General features: G+C 64.2%; 18 protein-coding genes. 7 read left to right on the top strand and 11 right to left on the bottom strand.

Annotation, left to right across the window (positions count from 1 at the left end; genetic code table 11):
* Window positions 1–144 precede the first annotated feature (144 nt).
* The 6 genes from AB0P23_RS18975 to AB0P23_RS18950 form a co-directional block, all read right to left on the bottom strand.
* Window positions 145–1,863 carry a metallophosphoesterase gene (locus AB0P23_RS18975; protein WP_363798794.1) on the bottom strand — a complete coding sequence of 573 codons (1,719 nt, stop codon included), beginning with the start codon at window positions 1,861–1,863 and terminating at the stop codon, window positions 145–147.
* A 134-nt stretch (window positions 1,864–1,997) separates the two neighbouring features.
* Window positions 1,998–2,804, bottom strand: coding sequence for an LAGLIDADG family homing endonuclease (locus tag AB0P23_RS18970; RefSeq protein WP_283348557.1), 807 nt, complete (start codon window positions 2,802–2,804; stop codon window positions 1,998–2,000).
* 65 nt (window positions 2,805–2,869) lie between these two features.
* Window positions 2,870–3,934 (bottom strand): VIT1/CCC1 family protein, encoded by a 1,065-nt coding sequence (locus tag AB0P23_RS18965; RefSeq protein WP_032371240.1) that lies wholly within the window; start codon window positions 3,932–3,934, stop codon window positions 2,870–2,872.
* 77 nt (window positions 3,935–4,011) lie between these two features.
* Complete coding sequence (rpmF, locus tag AB0P23_RS18960; protein ID WP_027496033.1) at window positions 4,012–4,179, bottom strand: 50S ribosomal protein L32; 168 nt, start codon at window positions 4,177–4,179, stop codon at window positions 4,012–4,014.
* Window positions 4,180–4,182: 3 nt separating this feature from the next.
* Window positions 4,183–4,443, bottom strand: coding sequence for a type B 50S ribosomal protein L31 (locus AB0P23_RS18955; protein ID WP_032365913.1), 261 nt, complete (start codon window positions 4,441–4,443; stop codon window positions 4,183–4,185).
* The gene (locus AB0P23_RS18950; protein WP_201010679.1) at window positions 4,440–5,672 is read right to left on the bottom strand and encodes a GTP-binding protein; all 1,233 of its coding nucleotides are present in this window, start codon (window positions 5,670–5,672) and stop codon (window positions 4,440–4,442) included. The genes AB0P23_RS18955 and AB0P23_RS18950 overlap by 4 nt, the downstream gene beginning before the upstream one ends.
* A gap of 137 nt (window positions 5,673–5,809) precedes the next feature.
* On the opposite strand from AB0P23_RS18950, the gene rpmB reads away from it, so the two are divergent.
* The 7 genes from rpmB to AB0P23_RS18915 all read left to right on the top strand — a co-directional run bounded on the left by rpmB (window position 5,810) and on the right by AB0P23_RS18915 (window position 8,907).
* Window positions 5,810–6,046: a 50S ribosomal protein L28 gene (gene rpmB, locus AB0P23_RS18945; RefSeq protein ID WP_032365915.1), complete on the top strand. Its 237-nt coding sequence runs from the start codon at window positions 5,810–5,812 to the stop codon at window positions 6,044–6,046.
* Window positions 6,043–6,213: a 50S ribosomal protein L33 gene (rpmG, locus tag AB0P23_RS18940; RefSeq protein WP_222073560.1), complete on the top strand. Its 171-nt coding sequence runs from the start codon at window positions 6,043–6,045 to the stop codon at window positions 6,211–6,213. The genes rpmB and rpmG overlap by 4 nt, the downstream gene beginning before the upstream one ends.
* Before the next feature lie 3 nt (window positions 6,214–6,216).
* The gene (rpsN, locus tag AB0P23_RS18935; RefSeq protein ID WP_222073464.1) at window positions 6,217–6,522 is read left to right on the top strand and encodes a 30S ribosomal protein S14; all 306 of its coding nucleotides are present in this window, start codon (window positions 6,217–6,219) and stop codon (window positions 6,520–6,522) included.
* Window positions 6,523–6,536: 14 nt separating this feature from the next.
* Window positions 6,537–6,791 carry a 30S ribosomal protein S18 gene (gene rpsR, locus AB0P23_RS18930; protein ID WP_008719028.1) on the top strand — a complete coding sequence of 85 codons (255 nt, stop codon included), beginning with the start codon at window positions 6,537–6,539 and terminating at the stop codon, window positions 6,789–6,791.
* 80 nt (window positions 6,792–6,871) lie between these two features.
* The gene (locus AB0P23_RS18925; RefSeq protein ID WP_032381729.1) at window positions 6,872–7,798 is read left to right on the top strand and encodes an AEC family transporter; all 927 of its coding nucleotides are present in this window, start codon (window positions 6,872–6,874) and stop codon (window positions 7,796–7,798) included.
* A 46-nt stretch (window positions 7,799–7,844) separates the two neighbouring features.
* Window positions 7,845–8,309 carry a hypothetical protein gene (locus tag AB0P23_RS18920; RefSeq protein WP_027496026.1) on the top strand — a complete coding sequence of 155 codons (465 nt, stop codon included), beginning with the start codon at window positions 7,845–7,847 and terminating at the stop codon, window positions 8,307–8,309.
* 25 nt (window positions 8,310–8,334) lie between these two features.
* Window positions 8,335–8,907, top strand: coding sequence for a DUF1707 domain-containing protein (locus AB0P23_RS18915; RefSeq protein ID WP_094650525.1), 573 nt, complete (start codon window positions 8,335–8,337; stop codon window positions 8,905–8,907).
* Here AB0P23_RS18915 and AB0P23_RS18910 read toward each other — a convergent pair whose 3' ends face one another.
* The 5 genes from AB0P23_RS18910 to purN form a co-directional block, all read right to left on the bottom strand.
* Window positions 8,908–10,854 (bottom strand): VWA domain-containing protein, encoded by a 1,947-nt coding sequence (locus AB0P23_RS18910; protein ID WP_363798790.1) that lies wholly within the window; start codon window positions 10,852–10,854, stop codon window positions 8,908–8,910. It abuts the gene before it with no gap.
* Window positions 10,854–12,239, bottom strand: coding sequence for an ATP-binding protein (locus tag AB0P23_RS18905; RefSeq protein WP_363798788.1), 1,386 nt, complete (start codon window positions 12,237–12,239; stop codon window positions 10,854–10,856). The genes AB0P23_RS18910 and AB0P23_RS18905 overlap by 1 nt, the downstream gene beginning before the upstream one ends.
* 116 nt (window positions 12,240–12,355) lie before the next feature.
* A complete protein-coding gene (locus tag AB0P23_RS18900) occupies window positions 12,356–13,225 on the bottom strand; it encodes a DUF559 domain-containing protein (RefSeq protein WP_363798786.1) in 870 nt (289 codons plus the stop codon).
* Window positions 13,226–13,374: 149 nt separating this feature from the next.
* Window positions 13,375–14,931, bottom strand: coding sequence for a bifunctional phosphoribosylaminoimidazolecarboxamide formyltransferase/IMP cyclohydrolase (gene purH / locus AB0P23_RS18895; protein WP_032365922.1), 1,557 nt, complete (start codon window positions 14,929–14,931; stop codon window positions 13,375–13,377).
* Window positions 14,928–15,542: a phosphoribosylglycinamide formyltransferase gene (gene purN, locus AB0P23_RS18890; RefSeq protein WP_032365923.1), complete on the bottom strand. Its 615-nt coding sequence runs from the start codon at window positions 15,540–15,542 to the stop codon at window positions 14,928–14,930. Before purN ends, purH begins: the two co-directional genes overlap by 4 nt.
* Window positions 15,543–15,557 lie beyond the last annotated feature (15 nt).

The following is a 15,557-nucleotide window of genomic DNA, read 5'->3' as shown; positions in this document are numbered from 1 at the left end:
CAACAGGAAGCGGTGGCACACACGACGGTGCGTGCCACCGCTTCACCATGCCGTCGTTGACAGGCCGACCTCCATATGAGAGCGGCTGCGCCGCACGTGAGTGGAAGTTCGTAGCAGGGGTCGAAGTTCCACTCACATGGGCACTCAGGAGGAACCGAAGATCGGGCCCACCGGGATGTCGCGTTCGAAGGTGAGGCGATCGAATTCGTTGCCGTATTCGTCGATCGCTCCGATGGCCATCGTGCTGGCCTTGATACCCGGAATACCCGGCACCACATCGACTCTGACGAACGAGTAGTTCAGGAATCTCACGCGCGACCACGTGATCGACTCGGCCGCCTTGGTGCCGTCGGGTGCCCAGACGTAGCTGTTCGGAACAGCCGTGTCCGGCAACTCGTGGCCCCGGTAGCTGACGCCCTCGCCGTCCTGGAACGTGTAACGCGGACGACCACCCCCGCCGACGGTGTAATACACGGTGCCGTCGGTCTTTCCGCGAACCGTGGCGTTGTCGCCGGCGACCCGCGTCGCACGGTTGGAGCGGATCGGATCGGTGCGCTCGAACACGTGGTTGTGCGCCTGGAGCACCACGTCGACCTCGTACTTGTCGAACAGCGATACCCACGCGTCACGTACGCCGCCGTCGCTCGCGTGCGTCGACGTGGTCGAGTAGGCGCAGTGATGAAAGAAGCAGACGATGAAGTCGATGTTCGGGTCTGCCCGATACTTGGCGAGAGTCTGCTCCACCCAGGTGTTCTGGGCTCCGCCGCTGTAGCCGGTGTTGGCCTTGATCTCGTAACTGACGTCGTTGGCGTCGAGCGAGAGCACCGCAGTGTTGCCGTACACGAACGAATACGCCGACGGGCACCCCTTCGGGCCAGTACTGGGCTGATCGAGACGTGCCGCGTGGCCACCGTATCCGTTGGGGCTGTACAGCGCCTCCATGTCGTGATTGCCGGTGGCGAACAACCACGGTGCCGTCGATGCGCTGGCCTCGATGGCCTGAAAATAGCCGTCCCAGACGAAGGGATTGAACTTGTCGAACCCCTTCGGTGGCGTCTTGCCGTGGCCCGCGAACTGCGGTGGCAGACCGGCACCCGACGGGTCCGCGTAGGCGATATCGCCGGCAAGAATGTGGAAGTCCGGACGCGACGCCTCGATCTGGCGATTGATGTTGCGCGCGTGTTTGACCGACGGTTCGTTGTCGGCCTTGTAGTACAGGTCGTCGTAGTCGCCGGCCACCAGACCCGCTGGCTGCGAGGGTGTTTCGTCGACGCCCTGGTCCCCCATCATGGTGAAACGGAACGGAGCAATGCGTCCGGTCGGCAGCGCGGGAGATGCACTGCGAATGTCGCTGACGAAACCGTCCGCGGTACGCCATCGGTAATAGTGCGGCAGCTTGGGCGTCAGATTGTCGACGGGCACGTGCACGTAGTACTGCTCAGCCGACAGAATGCCGCCATCGGTCTGCGGGACTTGGCTGACGAGGTTGCGCACCTCGGCGGAGGTCGTCGCTCCCAGTGCAGGCGTCGGGCCGTGATCGAGAAAGACACCGGTGATGCCGGGATTACGGGAAAGCTGAGCGGAGAATCGCAACTGCGTCGCCGGGTCGTTGCCGAAGCCCATGTGTCGACCGGCCACCGCCAGCGGCGCGTCCTGCGCATAGGCGGTGCGCGTGAACGCCGAATTACCGACGCCCACCGCGGCTGCCGTCGCTGCGGCACCCACCAGGAAGTTGCGTCGACTCACCGGGTGCCGCCGCAGGAACGACCGATGCCAGTCGTGCTGCTCGGCCATCGTCATGTTCTCGGCGAGCGTCCCCGGAATACCGGTCGCGACGGTCTCGCCTGCGGGATTGAGCGTCATGAATCGATGGTGACCGTGAAGGCCCCTCGGGCGCTGAACGGAATGGAGCACTTCAGGTGAACAAGTGGAGAACACAGATGCACAACGGGACGAACGTGGACAATCCCGTCGTGATCGGAACTGTCACTGTCCGCTCATGCATCGGTGCCGTCCGCGTGCCGCAGTCTCCAGCGTCGGATGACCACGGCACTCTCCGTTCGGCCGAGGACTCTGGCTGCCTCCTTCACTGTCGAGGACAATGCAATCGCATCCTCGGCCGCCGCCCAAACCCTCGAACCTAAGAGTGGGCGAGCACGCATACCCGGCGGTCTGACCCAAGCAGCGACTGACGCCGCCGCCAATCGCTTTCGATCGAGCGCGAGACAATCGGGAGGATAGGCCCATTCGGCCAAACGCGCCGCTGAGTCATTCGCGACCATCAACGAAAACACATCATCGCGAGTGTTGCGTTTAGGCGTACGAATGACCCCGCTGACTGTTTGTGCTGTCGCGCAGAAGAAGTCCGCCAAGCTGGACGAGGCGGTGACGAAACTGATAAATGGCATACCCGACCGGGTGAATCCGACACTGCCGTCGCCATCGAGCAATCCTCGGAAGTAACCCCGCGGATGAAACGGCACGACAGGCGGAGCCACCTGTTTGGACTTGCGACCAGCCGGAACTCCGCACAATTCCAGTTCGCGTCGGAATGCGAGGTTGCAGATCCGCCAGGTAGCACTCGTGTAGTCAGCGGAAAAATTCGTTGTTCGCGTTCTCGTCGATACGGACGAGTTGACGCCATCGAACAATTGTGGAAGCCGCATCAGCAAGTCGACGTCGGCTGCCGCTAGTTCGATGGTTGCTTTCCCCTTTTGCCCTTTCCCTTTCTCGAGATGACCGTCGGTTTGAAACAGTCCGATGAAGTAGGCGTGGTCCTCGCGAGTCGGATCGATGATGGGCATGCCGACATTGTCGGCCGACCCACCGACAAGAACAGGTTGGCGATTGCTCGTCCGTCGCCCGGAACCTACACTCCCCCACCGAATGCGAGTCCCAGTAGATACGTCGCCCCGGCCGCGCCGTATCCGATGGCGAGTTGTCGCAGTGCGCGCTTGACGGGCGGACCGCCGCTGAGCAGTCCGACGATCAGGCCCGTACAGATCAGCGCCAGTCCGACGAGCACTGCAGCAACGGCAAGGGCCACATAGCCTTCGAGACCGAACAGGTACGGCAACACCGGGATGACGGCACCGGAGGCGAAGAAGCAGAAGCTCGCTGCGGCGGCACCGAGTCCGGTTCCGATGGATTCGTGCTCGTCGATGTCGGTGGCCGGTTCTTCGACGGCGGGGAGCAGTCGGATGACGTCCGCGGCCTTCGCATCGGCTTCCTCGTGGGTCATTCCGCGCGCGCGGTAGACGAGGGCGAGTTCGTTGGCGTCGACGTCGAGGTGTTGAACGGCCTCATTCGCTGCGCTGTCGGGCGACGAGGCCTCGAGCAGTTCGCGTTGCGAGCGCACCGAGACGTATTCGCCTGCTCCCATCGACAGCGCACCGGCGAGCAGGCCGGCGAGTCCGGTGACCAACACGATCTGGTTGGACACCCCGGATCCGCTGATGCCGAGCACCAGGGCGAGGTTGCTGACCAATCCGTCGTTGGCACCGAACACCGCGGCGCGGAAGGTTCCCGACAGTCGATTTCGGCCACGGGCAGCCAGTGCCCGGATCACCTCGGCGTGAATTTGCTCGTCGGCCGTCATCGCGTCGGTGGCATCCGCGTCGGTCGCGTAGGGCGATCGGGTCTCGGCGCGTTGCGCGAGGGCGAGCACGAACACCGATCCGAAGCGGCGCGCCAGCACGCCGAGGATCCGGGTACGAATGTCGCCTTTGAGTGGCATCCCGACGCGATCGCCGAGCAGATTGCGCCAATGCTGTTCGTGGCGACCTTCCGCGTCGGCCAACTCGAGCAGAATGTCGCGTTCCTCGCCGTTGCGCCTACCGGCCAGATCGCGATAGACGGCGGCCTCGGCGCGCTCGTCGGCGAGGTACTGCCGCCATCGCTTGACGTCCTTCGACGAGGGTTCCGTTCCGTCCATCGAGCAAACGTACCGGGCTCCGCCCTCGTGCGCGTTGTGCGTACCTGGAAGGGCGCACAACGCGCACGAGGGGGCAGTCAGCTCGGGTCGTAGACGCCGGCCTGAACCGCTTTGACCAACCTGCGCGGCACTCGGAACTCGCGGCCCTGAAAACGCACGGTCACGAGATCCGGGGCGACGGCCTTCCACTGTGCCCGTCGGCTACGCGTGTTGGAACGCGACATCTTTCTCTTCGGAACAGCCATGTCTCACGCCTCCTTTCGGCTTCGACGGCCGTAGCGCTTCTCGAACTTCTCGACGCGTCCCTGGGTGTCCATGACGCGTGTCGCCCCGGTCCAGAAGGGATGCGACTCGGACGAGACGTCGACGACGATCAGGGGGTAGGTGTTGCCGTCTTCCCACTCGGTCTCGCGGGCGGACGTGACGGTGGATCGAGTGAGGAACTTGTTCCCGGTGCTCGAGTCCTGGAACACCACCGGGTGGTAATCGGGGTGGATGCCTGGCTTCATTCTGTTGCCTCTCGTGACTGGTCTGCGTACGGGGATTCGCTGCTCTCGCAGGGGTCTTCGTGCCACTGGCCGAACGGGTCGGTCCACGTGGCCCACTGATCGGGATCGGTCATCTCGTCGTCGGACACCAACGCCCACTGCAGAGTTCGGTCGATCTCGGTGGGGTCGGCCTGATGCACCAAGATCACCAATGACGTGTCGCGATCACCGAATTGCTCGTCCCACCGCAGTGCAGCCATCGCTCGTCGGGTGGTGTCGACGCGATCCTGTTCCACCGGAGTCATTGCCGCAAGCCACTTTCCGGCGCTCGCCACCCGTAGTCCGCCGCCGGCCGATTCGATCCACAGCGCTTCGTCGGGTTGTGTGGCCACCCATGCCCGTCCGCGAGCGGTGACGACGCCGTCGAGCAACACGTCGATGGCCTCGTGGAGTCGTTCGGGATGGAACGGCCGAGTTGCGGTGAACTCCACGAGTGCGACTCCGCAGTCGACGGACAAGGGCGGCTGGCCGCGCAACAGCGGAGAGTGGGCGTCGGTGATCTCACCGCGCCGGGCATCGAAGGGAACGGACGCGAGAACTGCTGGGCCGTCGACCATCGAGTCCTGCGAAACCCAGACGACGGGTGCGTTCGGTGCCAACCGCGCGAGGACAGCCGCGAGCCTGGCGCGCTCCCACGCGTCGACATCGGGACCTGCGGTGACGACGAGCGCGTCGGAGTAGTCCACCTGGCCTACTACCAACTGCGCGACGGTTCGATCGTCATCCCCACTCGCGACGATGCCTCGGTCTGCCAAGGTGTCGTCGCCGGTGGCGTCGGCCAACCAGGTTGCGGCGTCGAGGCAGCCGATCACGGCCTCGATACGTACGTCCCTCGAGGCCGGTCCGTCGATCTGCCCCACCACGTCGGCGACGATGACGTTGTCCACCGCCCAGCACAACGCCTCGGGCTCGAGCGCGGGGTCCAGAACGAGCACGATGCGATCGACACTGCTGCGACTCGACAGTGCACGTAGCAGCGGCAGCAGGTCCTCGCGCAGCGTGCAGGAGACACAGCCGTGCGCCAGTTCCAAGATCGTCTCGCGCGGGTTCTCACCCAGGACGAACAACGTTCGGCGTACGACGCCCTCAGTGACGCGGCTCAGGTCGTGGCGGACTGCGACAGTTCCCGGCGCGAGCAGCGATGTCACGACAGCGTCCATGGCTCCGGTCCAGCCGGAGACGAGGACCATCGGGGTTCGATCGTCCGGTGATGTGTTCACGAGCGCCTTTCTTCTCGACAACGATTGTCATTCTCTGAGGATGCACGCTACATTCGCTTGAACGCTTTGTCGAAAACGATTGTCATAACGGCAAGAAAGGAGTGCTCATGTCAGCGCACTGCCAAGTCACCGGCCGCACCCCCAGCTTCGGAAAGTCGGTCTCGCACTCCCACGTGCGCACCAGCCGCAGGTGGGATCCCAACATCCAGCGCAAGACCTACTACGCCCCCAGCCTCGGACGCCGCGTCACCCTCACGCTCTCGGCCAAGGGCATCAAGACCATCGACCGCGACGGCATCGACGCCGTGGTGGCCAAGATCCGCGCACGTGGGGAGAAGATCTGATGGGCAAGAGCACGGACATCCGCCCCATCGTCAAACTCAAGTCGACCGCGGGTACCGGCTACACCTACGTCACCCGCAAGAACCGTCGCAACGATCCCGACCGACTGGTCATGAAGAAGTACGACCCGGTTGTCCGCAAGCACGTCGATTTCCGAGAGGAGCGCTGACCGGTGGCCAAGACATCGAAGATCGCGAAGAACGAGCAACGCAAGGTCGTCGTCGCCCGCTGGGCAACGCGTCGCGCAGAGCTCAAAGAGATCATTCGCAAGCCCTCGAGCAGCGATTCCGAGCGCGCGGGGGCCCAGGCGGCACTGCAGCGTCTGCCACGTGATTCGAGTCCGGTACGATTGCGCAATCGTGACGCTGCGGATGGACGTCCGCGCGGTTACCTACGGAAATTCGGGCTGTCCCGCGTGAAGATGCGCGAGATGGCTCACCGCGGGGAGCTGCCAGGCGTCCACAAGTCGAGCTGGTAAGGGAAAAGGTAGAGATGGCAGTCAAGAGAGCACCGTCGAAGAAGGTCCGCGCAGAGGCGGGTCGTCGACCGAAGAAGAACCCGTTGAATGCCGCCAAGGTCACCACGGTGGACTATAAGGACATCAACCTTCTTCGTCAGTTCATTTCCGACCGCGGCAAGATCCGTAGCCGCCGGGTCACCGGGCTCACCCCGCAGCAGCAGCGCCAGGTCGCTGTCGCAGTGAAGAACGCTCGTGAAATGGCATTGCTGCCGTTCACCAGCCGCTGAATCAGCTTTCGAGAAAGGCCACGTAGCCCTGGGCTACGTGGCCTTTCTGTCGTTCCCAGCAAGAAACGAGCAGTTCTACGATGTCCGGCGTTCTCGAAGGCTTCACCGTCATCTTCGTCGTCATCGCACTGGGCTACCTGCTCGCCCATCTGAAAATCCTCGGCGAACACGGCCAGTTCGTTCTGAGCCGACTGGTCTTCTTCGTGGCGACGCCGTCGCTGCTGTTCGTCACGTTGGCCAATTCGGACCTGTCGGTCATCCTGTCCCCCGTTCTTGCCGTCGCCGGTTCCACAGCGCTGCTCGTCGGGGCCATCTACTTCGTCATCGCGAAGCTCGCGCTGAAACGCGCCGTGCCCGACGCGACCGTCGGCGCACTCGCGAGCTCCTACGTCAATGCCGCGAACCTCGGTATCCCGATCGCCGTGTTCGTTCTGGGCGACGCCAACTTCGTCGCTCCCCTGCTGCTGTTCCAGATCATGATCTACACGCCGATCGCGGTGACCGTCCTCGACATCTCCACCAAGATCGACGAGGTCTCTCTGTTCAAGACGGTCACGACACCGTTCCGAAACCCGATCGTGCTGGCCGGGGCTGCGGGTCTCGTACTGTCGATCACCGGATTCGAGCTCCCCGAGGCGCTCATGCAGCCGTTCCAACTCGTCGGCAACCTGTCCGTTCCTGGTGCACTGCTCGCGTTCGGACTGTCGCTGTACGGCGCGCGGGTGCTGCAGAAGGGCATCAGCCCGCGACGGGACGTGGCTCTGGCGACCCTGTTCAAGATGGCGCTGCAGCCCCTGCTCGGGTATCTGATGGCCCGATTCGTCTTCGGCCTCGACGGGCACGACCTGTTCGCCATCGTCGTTGTCTCGGCACTGCCCACGGCGCAGAACGTCTTCGTCTTCGCGAGCCGCTACCAGCGAGGGGTCGTTCTGGCCCGCGACACGGCATTCGTCACGACCCTGGTCTCGATTCCCGTCATCGCACTCGTCACGGTGCTGCTGGCATGAGACGAACACAAAGGTTCTCCTCAGCTCCCAGCGCTACTTTGGGTTCATGAGGTTTCTCGCTGCAGGTGTCATGCTGTGCCTGCTCTTGGCCGGCTGCAGCACCGCCGCCGGTGACGACGACGAGACGACACCGACAACGAACTCCACCACCCCCATCGGGTTCGTCCAGCAACCCAGCGCGCCGCCCGTCCCCCACGAAGTTCCCGTCGGCGACGTCGGCACGATGTTCGAGTCGACCCCGGATCTGATCCGCGCGACAACCACTCCGTTCGAGTCGTGGAGCCAGGTGTCCCCCAACACCATCGCGGTGCACTTCGTCACCGGCACGCCCGAGTGCTACGGAGCCGACGCGACGGTGACCGAGACCGATACGGCCGTCACGATCGAACTGCGTACCGGGACCAGACCGGACGCCGAGGACAAGTCCTGCATCATGGTTGCCGTCTACGCCACCATGCAGATCACGCTGGCGTCGCCGCTGGGTCATCGCGCAATCCTGAATGCGGCCTGACCCGGTCGCCGGTAATGTCCGACCGGTGAGCGACCAACTACCCGACCGAAATCGAAGTACGGTGCGCGCTGCCGATGCCGATCGCAACCTCGTGGCGCAGCTGCTGAGCGACGCTTTCGCCAACGGTCAACTGACCGTCACCGAGTACGACGAGCGGACGGCCGCGGCGTACCGAGCGAAGACCTACGGCGACTTGGACCTGTTGACCGACGATCTGGCCCTCACCCCACCTCCGCAGACGACGCAGACCGGTGCGCCCCAGACCGATCGGGCCATCGCGATCATGAGCGGATCGGTTCGCAAAGGCGAATGGACCGTCGCCGCACGCATCGACGCGCTCGCCTTCTGGGGCGGAGTGCAACTCGACCTACGCCGAGCGACGTTCACGGCCCAGGAAACCACGATCAACTGCGTCGCGATCATGGGCGGCATCGAGATCACCGTGCCGCCCGGCATCGGCGTCGAGGTCCGCGGCACCGGGATCATGGGCGGATTCGAGCACGTCAGCGCCACGCACCCCGGTGCGCCCCGAGTGGTCATCACCGGACTCGCCTTCTGGGGCGGAGTCTCGGTGGACATCAAGGCAGCAGAGAAGTGACTACGACCGTCGACGCTTGAGGTAGTCGCTCACCACTGCAGCACCCAATCCGTCCAGATCCGGCGCGATGACCCTGCCGCCGACCCGTTCGGCCATCTTGTCGACCACCCGGGCCAGACCTGGATCGTCGCCGAGACGGAAAATCGTCACCTGCGCACCGAGTTTCGCGACGGTATCGAGCTCACGCACCGTCAACCCCAACGTCTTCGACGACGGCGGGTAATCGAAATACGCATGGCCGTCCGGCTCCAGGTGGGCCGTCGGTTCACCGTCGGTGACGATCAAGACCACCGGCTGGGCATTGGGATGACGTCGCAGATGACGAACCGCGAGCATCAGTGCGTGATGCAGATTGGTGCCTTGGTCGTAGGCACCGTCCAACCCTGCCAGCTCGGACGCCGTCAATGTCTGTGCGTGCCGCCCGAATCCGATCAACTGCAGATCGTCTCCGCGGAACCGAGTGCTCACCAGATGATTGAGAGCCAGAGCCGTACGCTTCATCGGCACCCAGCGACCGTCCATCACCATCGAGAACGACGTATCGACCAGCAGCGCCACTGCAGCCTGCGTTCTGGTCTCGGTCTCGCTGATCTCCACGTCGGTCACCTGCAACTGCACCGGAAAGCCCGATCCTGTTGCTGCCGAGCGCAATACCGCATTGTTGACCGTACGCGTGACGTCCCACGGCTCGGTATCGCCGAACTCCCAGATCCGCGACGCGCCCGTCGGCTCACCCATCGCGCCGGCTTTGCGGGTATCGCGCTCGCCGCCGCGTCGAGACAGCTTTCCCGCAACATCCTTCAGCGCTGACTGCCCCAGCTGCCGCATGGCCTTGGGCGACAGTCGCCACTGACCATCGGCACCCTTGTCCATGAAACCCTGTTGCTGCAGCGCCTTTTCCAGCTCCGACAGCATTCGGGCATCGGCCGCGGCCTCGGGTCCGAGTTGCTTCAACAACGCGTCGGCATCGATGTCGTCCAACGCAGCACCGTTGTACTGCTGCGAGAGCTGATTTCCCAGGTTCTCCAGATCGGCAATGTCCTGAAGGGCTCCGGTGCCGTCGCCCAGACCCATACCGTTCTCGCCGCGGAAGTTCTGCGAACCGTCCCAGTCCTCACCGGGCCGGGCCTGTTGCAGGTTCTGATCCAGCTGATCCAGTTGCTGCAACAAGCTCGAATCACCGAAGGCCTGCTGAGCCAACGCATCCAACTCGGCTCGTTGCTCGGGCGACAGCGAGTTGCGTAGCCGCTGCGCCGCCGCAGCCCTTTCCGCCAGTGAATCGAGCAGCTCGTCCACATTCTTCGGGTTCTCCGGAAAATGCTGACCGTGCTTGTTCATGAACTCGTCGAACTGTTCGACGGTGTCCTCGCCCTTGTTGTGAGCGTCGAGCAGTTCGTTGAGGTCCTTCAGCATCTCACTGATGGCCTGACGGTCCTCGTCGGTGGCACCTTCGAGAGCCTGCTTCATGCCCGCGAAACGCTGGTCCAGCATCTCGCGTCCGAGCAGGTCCTTGATCTTCTCGTAGTTCTCGCGCCCCTCCGACGAACGCCAGTCGTAATCCGAAAGCTCTTGCACCGCTTGGGCAGTGGACGGCGAGAGATCACCGATCTGCATCTCCTGGAACCGCGCATCGTCATCGAGAGCACGCGCCAACGCCTTGCGCTCCTCGAGCACCGCCTTGTCCAGCAGCTCGCGGACCTCCTCCAGCGTGCCGTCGAGGTTGTTCTTCTTCAACAGATCTCGGCGACGCTTGGCGGCCTGGGCCGCGAGGTCGTCGAGCCCGCGCATGTTCTTCGTTCCGCGCCGCAGCATCTCCTGCAACGCCCGGCGAGGCGACGCCCCCTCGAGGACGTCCTCGCCGATCGCATCCAACGCCTCCCGCAGATCGACGGGAGGAGCCAGTGGATCCGGGCCCTCGTGATAGCGCCCGTACCTGGAACGACGCATCAGCTGTACACCGTCTGGCCGTCGTCGTCGGGATCCTTGGAGATTCGCCGCGCGAGGTAGAGACCTTCGAGCGCCAGTTCGACGGCGGCTGCTTTCTCGCCGTCCGAGGTCGCCTTCAACCGCTCGGTGATGTCGCCGATCACGGATACGTCGGGCAGCTCGTCGAGCAAAGCCTTTGCGGTGATGCGATCGCCGGTGACGATCGGGTCGCCGGTCTCGACGGCCGTCACCAACGCCGCGAGGTTCAGGCCACCCAGGTGTGCCCGGACGGTATCGGCCGTCGCGCGTCGCAGCATGTGTTCGAGAACCTCGATTTCGCGGCCTTCCTCACCGGACTCGAATTCGACCTTGCCACGCAGCACCTCGATGATCGTGCCGAGATCGACCGGCCGGGCCACGGGCTCGGCCTCGCCGAGGATCGCGGCACGGTGAACGGCTGCGGCAGCGATGGTTTCGGCGGCTGCGATCGCGAATCGAGCGGACACGCCGGAGCGCTGATCCACCGACGGCGACTCGCGCAGCAGCCGAGTGAAGCGAGCGAGCACCTCGAGCAGGTAGGTCGGGACGGCGGCCTGAAGATCCGCTTCCTGATCGATGACGGCTACTTCGTCGTCCAGCTCAAGGGGGTAGTGCGTCCTGATCTCGGCCCCGAAGCGGTCCTTGAGCGGGGTGATGATGCGTCCGCGATTGGTGTAGTCCTCGGGGTTGGCGCTGGCCACCAACATGACGTCGAGCGGGAGCCGCAGGGTGTAGCCGCGGACCTGAATGTCGCGCTCCTCCATGACGTTGAGCAGCGACACCTGGATGCGCTCCGCGAGGTCGGGAAGTTCGTTGATCGCCACGATGCCGCGGTGACTCCGCGGAACGAGACCGAAGTGAATAGTCTCCGGGTCGCCCAAGCTGCGGCCCTCCGCGACCTTCACCGGATCGACATCGCCGACGAGGTCGGCGACCGAGGTATCCGGGGTGGCGAGCTTCTCTGCGTACCGCTCGCTGCGGTGCCGCCACTCGATGGGCAGATCGTCGCCCAGTTCCTTCGCTCTACGAATGCTCGCAGGGGTGATGGGCTCGTACGGATGCTCGCCCAGTTCGGCACCGGCGATCACCGGCACCCACTCGTCGAGCAGCAGATTAAGGGTACGCAGCAGACGCGTCTTGCCCTGCCCACGCTCACCCAACAGAACGACGTCATGACCGGCCAGAATCGCGCGCTCGAATTGCGGCAGCACCGTCGACCCGAAGCCAACGATCCCCGGCCACGGATCTTCGCCGTCACGCAACGCCGTCAAAAGATTTTCGCGGAGCTCTTCCTTGATCGACCGCTGCCGATGGCCGGATGCCTTGAGTTCGCCGAGAGTGGAGATGCCAGGTTTGGTGGAGGTCACTTCTCCACGCTACGAGCGTTTGACGATTGCTGCCATCTAGTGGTCCGTTGTGGTTCCGCCGAGTTCGCACTTATGCCACCCGAACTGGACAAATCCCCTGCACAATTGCGATCTCGCTAGACCGGTGCTCCTGCCTCACGGAGCTTGGCCCGAACTCGGCGGACCACTTCGTCGGGACGACGGCGGAGTTGTTCGGAATTGACCCGAACGATATGCCAATCGCACTGCTGCAAGTCCTCGTACCGCTCGATGTCGCGGGTCCGCTGACGCTCGTCGAGCCAGTGCTGCACCCCCTCGTATTCCACCCCGACACGCCACCTCTCCCACCCCATGTCGATCCGCGCGACAAATCGACCACGCGCATCTCGAATGTCGATCTGGGTGGTGGGTTTCGGAAGTCCAGCGTCGATCAGCAACAGTCGGGTGCGCGTCTCCTGCGGCGATTCCGCGCCTCCATCCACCCGACCGAGGGCGTCGAGCAGCACCCGGATACCCCGACACCCCGGACGCAGTGACGCGAATGCACTCACCGCATCCAGCTCGAGGCCGGTCGCGGCCATGAGTGAATCGAGGAAGATCACGGACTGCGGTGACGGAACCCATCGCCCGATATCGAACGCGGTCCGCACCGGGGTGGTCACCGCCACCCCGCCGACAACGAGCACATCGCCAGGCTCGATCGAATCGCGCCGGAGGATCAGCCCTGGTATTCGATGTGATTTTTCGCGCGCAAGCACGGTAGGCGGCACCGAGGCGTCGACCCATCGCGCGCCATGTACGGCGGCCGCCGAAGTACCCGCGACAATTGCGCTGTTGCCGACGCACACAGATGCCGCCACAGCCAGGGTCCGCGCATCCAGGGTGGTTCTCGCGGGCACATAGGTGTCACGGAACACTCGTACATAGTCGCGGCTCAGTCGGTGACGACTCAATGCTCCCGACTGCACTGCAACCGACCCACGAAACGGTCCTGACTCGATCCCCATCGCTCAACCCTGGCAGGGTCGAGCCCCTCGAAACGGCCAGCAGGCCAATCTGTGGATTATGGTTTCGTTCATCCACAGATCGTCGAGATCGCAATTACGCGAGCGGAAATGGTGTAAAAGGCTGCACAACTGCGATCTCGACGGAGCAGCTAGTGGGCGAAGTGCCGCGAACCCGTCAGATACAGCGTCACGCCCGCGTCCTGGGCAGCAGCGATCACTTCGTTGTCGCGGACCGAACCACCGGGCTGCACAACGGCTTTGACGCCCGCCGTCATGAGGACCTGCAAGCCGTCGGGGAACGGGAAGAAGGCATCGGAGGATGCGACCGAACCGACGACGCGATCCCCGGCACGCTGGACTGCGAGGTGGGCGGCGTCGACGCGGTTGACCTGGCCCATTCCGACGCCGACCGACGCGCCGTCATGGGCGAGCAGAATTGCGTTGGATTTCACGGCTCGTCCTGCACGCCAGGCGAATTCGAGATCCTTGAGGGTCTGCTCATCGGCGGGTTCGCCGGCGGCCAGGGTCCAGTTGGCCGGATCGTCGCCGTCGGCGTCGATGACGTCTCTCTGCTGCAGCAGTGCCCCGCCGGAGATCGGCTTGAGTTCGACCCCCGACGTGGGCGGCGCTTCTGCGAGCAGAACTCGAATGTTCTTCTTGCGCTGCAGCACTCCCAGTGCACCGTCGGCGTAGGACGGCGCGATGATCACCTCGGTGAAGATCTCGGCGACCTGCTCGGCCATCTCGACGGTGACCTCACGGTTGGCCGCGATGACGCCGCCGTAGGCGCTCACCGGATCGCACGCATGCGCCTTTCGGTGCGCCTCGGCAATGTCGGTGCCGACGGCGATTCCGCACGGATTGGCGTGCTTGATGATCGCGACGGTGGGCTCCGAGTGATCGAACGCTGCCCGCCAGGCCGCATCCGAATCGGTGAAGTTGTTGTACGACATCTCTTTTCCGTGCAGCTGCTCGGCCTGAGCGATGCCGGCAGCAGCGGAGGAGTCGACGTACAGGGCAGCCTTCTGGTGCGGGTTCTCGCCGTACCGAAGTACTGCGGAGCGGTCCCATGTGCCACCGATCCACTCGGGAAACACAGTCTCGGTGTCGGGAGTCAGGACGCTCGACATCCACGACGCCACTGCGACGTCGTAGGCCGCGGTGTGCTGAAACGCTTGCGCGGCAAGAGATGTGCGCTCGGCGAGCGTGAATCCACCACCGGAGACAGCGGTGAGTACGTCGTCGTACCGGCTCGGGTCGACGACAACCGCGACCGACGGGTGATTCTTGGCCGCGGCGCGCACCATCGACGGGCCGCCGATATCGATCTGCTCGACGCATTCGTCGGGCGTCGCACCGCTGGCGACGGTCTCGGTGAACGGGTACAGGTTGACCACGACGAGCTCGAACGCCTCGATGCCCAGCTCGTCCAGCTGAGCCAGGTGCTCGGGCTTGCGGGTGTCGGCAAGGACCCCGGCATGGACGCGAGGATGCAGCGTCTTGACGCGACCCTCGAGGGTTTCGGGGAATCCGGTGAGGTCCTCGACCTTGGTGACCGGGATTCCGGCGTCGGCGATCTTGCTCGCCGTCGATCCGGTGGACACCAGAGCGACGCCCGCGGCATGCAAACCGGTCGCAAGTTCGATCAGTCCGGTCTTGTCGTAGACACTGACCAGTGCGCGGCGCACCGCTTTACGTTCACTCATCGGATTATCTGAGCCTTTCGTCCATCGGAGGTGACACCTTTGGCTGCGACCGCTGCGATCACGTCGACCAGCAACCGTCGTTCCACAGTCTTGATGCGTTCGTGCAATGCCGCTTCGTCGTCGCCGTCGAGAACGGGCACGGCTTCCTGAGCCAGGATCGGCCCGGTGTCGACACCGGAATCGACCAGATGCACCGTCGAACCGGTCAGTTTCACGCCGTGGTCCAGCGCGTCTCGAACGGCGTGCGCACCGGGGAACGACGGCAGCAGCGCGGGGTGCGTGTTGACGATTCGGCCGGCGAACGCGTCGAGAAATCGAGGACCGAGGATCTTCATGAACCCTGCGGTGACGATCAGATCGGGCTCGAACCCCAGTGCAGCGTCGGTGAGCGCCTCATCCCAGGCAGACCGATCGGCGAAGTCTCGCAAGCCGATACGAAAATGTGGGATCGCGGCATCGTCGGCATGACTAGCGGCCGCGCACTCTCGATCGACTCCGACGGCCACGATGCGTGCCGGGTAGTCCTCGGCAGTTGTCGCGGCGACGAGCGACTGCAGGAGCGAGCCGGTCCCCGACGCGAGGACGACGACCCGCGCGGGTGTCTCACGCAAGGCAGTCAGCGCACT

This window comes from Rhodococcus sp. NPDC077669 (assembly GCF_040686915.1).
GTDB classification, from domain to species: domain Bacteria; phylum Actinomycetota; class Actinomycetes; order Mycobacteriales; family Mycobacteriaceae; genus Rhodococcoides; species Rhodococcoides fascians.
This window is presented reverse-complemented; position numbering and strand designations above follow the sequence as displayed.